2 protein-coding genes are annotated in these 4305 nt (G+C 29.8%); both read right to left on the reverse strand.

The window, feature by feature from the left end; translation table 11 throughout:
• Positions 1-118: 118 nt before the first annotated feature.
• Entirely contained in the window at positions 119-1459 is a 1341-nt protein-coding gene (locus tag J2Z71_RS08765) for a butyryl-CoA:acetate CoA-transferase (RefSeq protein ID WP_210062290.1), read from the reverse strand.
• A gap of 191 nt (positions 1460-1650) precedes the next feature.
• Entirely contained in the window at positions 1651-3918 is a 2268-nt protein-coding gene (locus tag J2Z71_RS08770) for a heavy metal translocating P-type ATPase (RefSeq protein ID WP_210062292.1), read from the reverse strand.
• Positions 3919-4305: the final 387 nt, after the last annotated feature.

Here is a 4305-nt window from a genome sequence, read left to right on the forward strand (position 1 = left end):
TTCAAAAAGCCTTAGGATACTTATCTCCCTTAGAATACAAATTAAAATATCTATAATATTTTATTTGATGTGTACTTGACAGGGCATAGTATCAAGCCCTTCTAAATTTTTCTATTTATTATCTATTTGATTTTCTCCAAATATTAGCTTTTTCAGCATCTTTTATAAGATCATCTCTAAATTCTGGAGCTGCTAGATTTATTATTCCTTCTGCTCTTTCCCAAGTTGATCTACCTTTACAGTTGAAGATTCCATATTCTGTAACTATATAGTTAGTATTTGGTCTTGCTACTGTAATTGCTGAACCTGGCTCAAAGTTTAAAGTAATTCTAGATTCTTCTTTTCCTGATTTTTTATTGTAGAATTTAGAAGATAGACAAATAAATGATTTACCATTTTCTGCTAGGTAAGATCCAAGTACAAAGTCTAGTTGTCCACCTGCTCCTGAAATATGTTTCATTCCTGAACTTTCAGATGATACTTGTCCCCAAAGGTCCACATTTACTGCATTGTTTATAGAAACAAAATTATCTATTTTAGAAATAATTCTTGCATCATTTGTATAGTCAACTGGTGCTGCCATACATTGTGGGTTATTATCTATAAAGTCATAAAGTTTTTTAGATCCTGCTGCAAAGGCATAAGTTTGTCTAAATCTATCTACATTTTTGTATGCTCCTGTTATTTTTCCAGCATTATATAAATCAACAAAGGCATCTACATACATTTCTGTATGAACTCCTAGGTCTTTTAGATCAGACTCTGCAATAAGTGATCCTACTGCATTTGGCATTGCTCCTATTCCTAGTTGTAAACATGATCTATCACTTAGTTCATTTACAATAAGTTCTCCTACTTTTCTATCAACATCTCCAAAAGATCCTGATGCTAGTTCTGGAAGTCCTTGATTATCTCCTTCAACTATTCCATCTATTTTTGATATATGAATTTCAGTTTCAAATCCACCAAGTGCTCTTGGCATATTTTCATTTACTTCTACTACTATTTTTTTTGCTACTTCACATACTGCCATTAAATGAGATGCGTTAAGTCCAAAGTTAAAATATCCATGTTGATCCATTGGAGGAACTTGGATAAAGGCAATATCTACTTCACAGTTTTGACGATAATATTTTGGAAGTTCTGAATATCTAAGTGGAATATAAAATGCTCCATCTGTAGTATTAATTCTTCCTCTATCTGGTCCCCCAGCATGCCATGCATTCCAAATAAATGTATCTCCATTTGGATCTGCTTTGAAAATTTCTGGTACTGCTAAAAGTACTCCGCCTCTTAATTTAACATTTTCTAATTCTTCAACTCTTTTTGCAAGTTCTCTATCTATTGCAACAGGAGTTTGAGCAGCCCAGGCATAGTCTACCCAATCATTGCTTTTTACCATTGATGCCGCTTCTTTAGCGCTAATTAACTTCTCAGCATATTCTTTTGAATAATCCATTATATTCTCCTTTTGTCATACTATTTATAACTATTTTAATAATAATTTGAAAACCATTACCTAAAATAATTATATCATAGTACTTTATGAAATTAAAGAATACAATCTATATAATGATTTAATTTAATACTATTTTTCATATTAATTTATTTATCTATATATATTTTTTTGATAATATTCTATTAATTTTTTTACTTTTCTGCTTTAAAAGTGTTAAGTCTAAGTGCATTTGTAACTACAAATACTGATGAAAAGCTCATTGCAAGTGCTCCTATCATTGGATTTAACTTTAGACCAAAACTTGTATAAAATATTCCTGCTGCTATTGGTATTCCTAAAGTATTATAGAAAAACGCCCAAAATAAATTTTGTTTTATATTTCTTATTGTTGCATCAGAAAGTTTTATTGCATTTACTAAATCATAAAGTTCTGATTTTATTAAAACTATATCTGCTGATTCTATTGCTATATCTGTTCCTGCTCCTATTGCTATACCTATTTCTGATCTTGCTAGTGCTGGAGCATCATTTATTCCATCTCCTACAAAGGCAACTTTTTTACCTTGTTCTTGATATTTTCTTACTATTTCTTCTTTATTTTCAGGCATTACTTCTGCATATATTTTATCAAGTCCTAGAGTTTTACCTATTGCATTTGCTGTTTTTTCATTGTCTCCTGTAACCATTGAAACTGTCTTACCTAGTTTTTTAAGTTTTGTTATTGCATCTTTTGATGTTTCTTTGATTGTGTCTTGAAGTCCAATTACTCCTATTATTTTTTCATCATCTGCAAAATATATTGGTGTAAGACCATTATTTGCAAATTCATCTGCAGTATTTATAAATTTATCTGTATCTATTTCTTCTTCTTCCATAAGTTTTAAATTTCCTGTAATATAAGTTTTTCCATTAACATTTCCAAAAACTCCCATACCTGTAAGTGTTGTGAAATTTTGTGCATCTGTATATTTTATATTTTTTTCATCTGCATATCTTACTATTGCACGAGCTAGTGGATGTTCGGAATTTTTTTCAAGAGATGCTGCTATACTTATAAATTCTCTTTCTTCTATTTCATTTAATTTTATTTCTACTACTGATGGAATACCTTTTGTTATTGTTCCTGTTTTATCTAAAAGTATTACATCTGTATTGTGAAGATTTTCTAAACTTTCTGCTGATTTAAATAGTATTCCAAGTTTTGCACCTTTTCCAGTTCCAACCATTATTGCAACTGGTGTAGCAAGTCCTAAAGCACAAGGGCAAGATATTACAAGAACTGCTATTGCCATTGAGATTGCCATTTCAAAATCTACTTTTATTCCCCAATAAACTGCAGTTACTATTGAAATTGCTATTACTACTGGTACAAAAACTCCTGATATTTTATCTGCCATTTTTGCAATTGGTGCTTTTGTAGTATTTGCATCTTCAACAAGTTCTATTATTTTTGCAATTGTAGTATCTTCACCTATAAGTGTTGCTCTAAATTTAAAGAATCCTGCTTTATTTGTAGTTGCTGCAAGGACTTTATCATCTATTGTCTTTTCTACTGGCACACTTTCTCCTGTTAGTGCTGATTCATCTATTGAAGTATTTCCTTCAACTATTACTCCATCTACTGGAATATTACTTCCTGGTTTTACTATTATAATATCTCCAATTTTGATATCTGATACATCTATTTCCTTTTGAACTCCATTTACTTCAATAGTTGCCCTTTGTGGAGTAAGATCCATTAGAGAATTTATTGCATCAGATGTCTTTCTCTTTGCACGAGCTTCTAGAGATTTTCCAAGTGTTATTAAAGTTAAAATCATAGCTGCTGATTCAAAATAAAAGTCATGTGCATATTTATGAACTAAGTCCATATCTCCATGTCCCATTCCAGTTGATATTCTAAATATTGCAAATACTCCATATACAAAAGCTGCACCTGATCCTATTGCTATAAGTGAATCCATATTTGGAGCAAGTCTAAATAATGTCTTAAATCCATTTTTGAAAAAATGTGAGTTAATAATTAAAACTGGAATTGTCAAAAGCATTTGAACAAGCCCAAGATTTAATAAATTTTCTATACCAACTAAAAAACTTGGTTGTGGAAGTCCCATCATAGGTCCCATTGCAACATACATTAAAGGAATTAAAAAAAGTAAAGAATATTTCAGTTGATTTTTCTTTTCTTTTACTTCTTCTTCATATACATCTATTTTTTCTAGATTTGAACTTTTAGTATCTTTATTTTCTCCATGAATAATTGCTGAATATCCAGAATCTGATACTGCATTTAATATATCTTTATCTGATATTTTTTCATCATCATATTCTACTACTAGTGAATTTGATAAAAGATTTACATCTGCTTTATCTATACCATCAAGTTTTTTTACACCTTTTTCAACAGCAGCTTGACAAGCTGAACAAGTCATGCCACTTACATCAAATTTTTGTTTCAAAAATATCACCTCTCACTTCTCTTAATAATTAATTTATACCTTAAATAATTATTTTTACTTATAATTATAATATTTACTTTTTTTATATATTATTAGTAATTTATATTTAATGTATTATTATCTCTTTTTAATCCGACTACAAATGTAGTCAATATATTTTTATTATATCTACTTTTCCTTAAAATACAAGTCTATTTTTTTATAAGAAATAATAAATATCCACCGGCCTAGCCGGTGGTTTTTAATTTACGGGCACAAGGCCCTTTTTTACTTGCTACGCCTCAAAAGGCGTAAAAATGAGCCTGTCACTTGCTATTTCTTACTTAAATGGATTTGATGTATCAAAGGTTAATTGCCCTGTTAATTCATCATTCTTTAACTGATTAT

The organism is Peptoniphilus stercorisuis, assembly GCF_017874395.1.
GTDB classification, from domain to species: domain Bacteria; phylum Bacillota; class Clostridia; order Tissierellales; family Peptoniphilaceae; genus Anaerosphaera; species Anaerosphaera stercorisuis.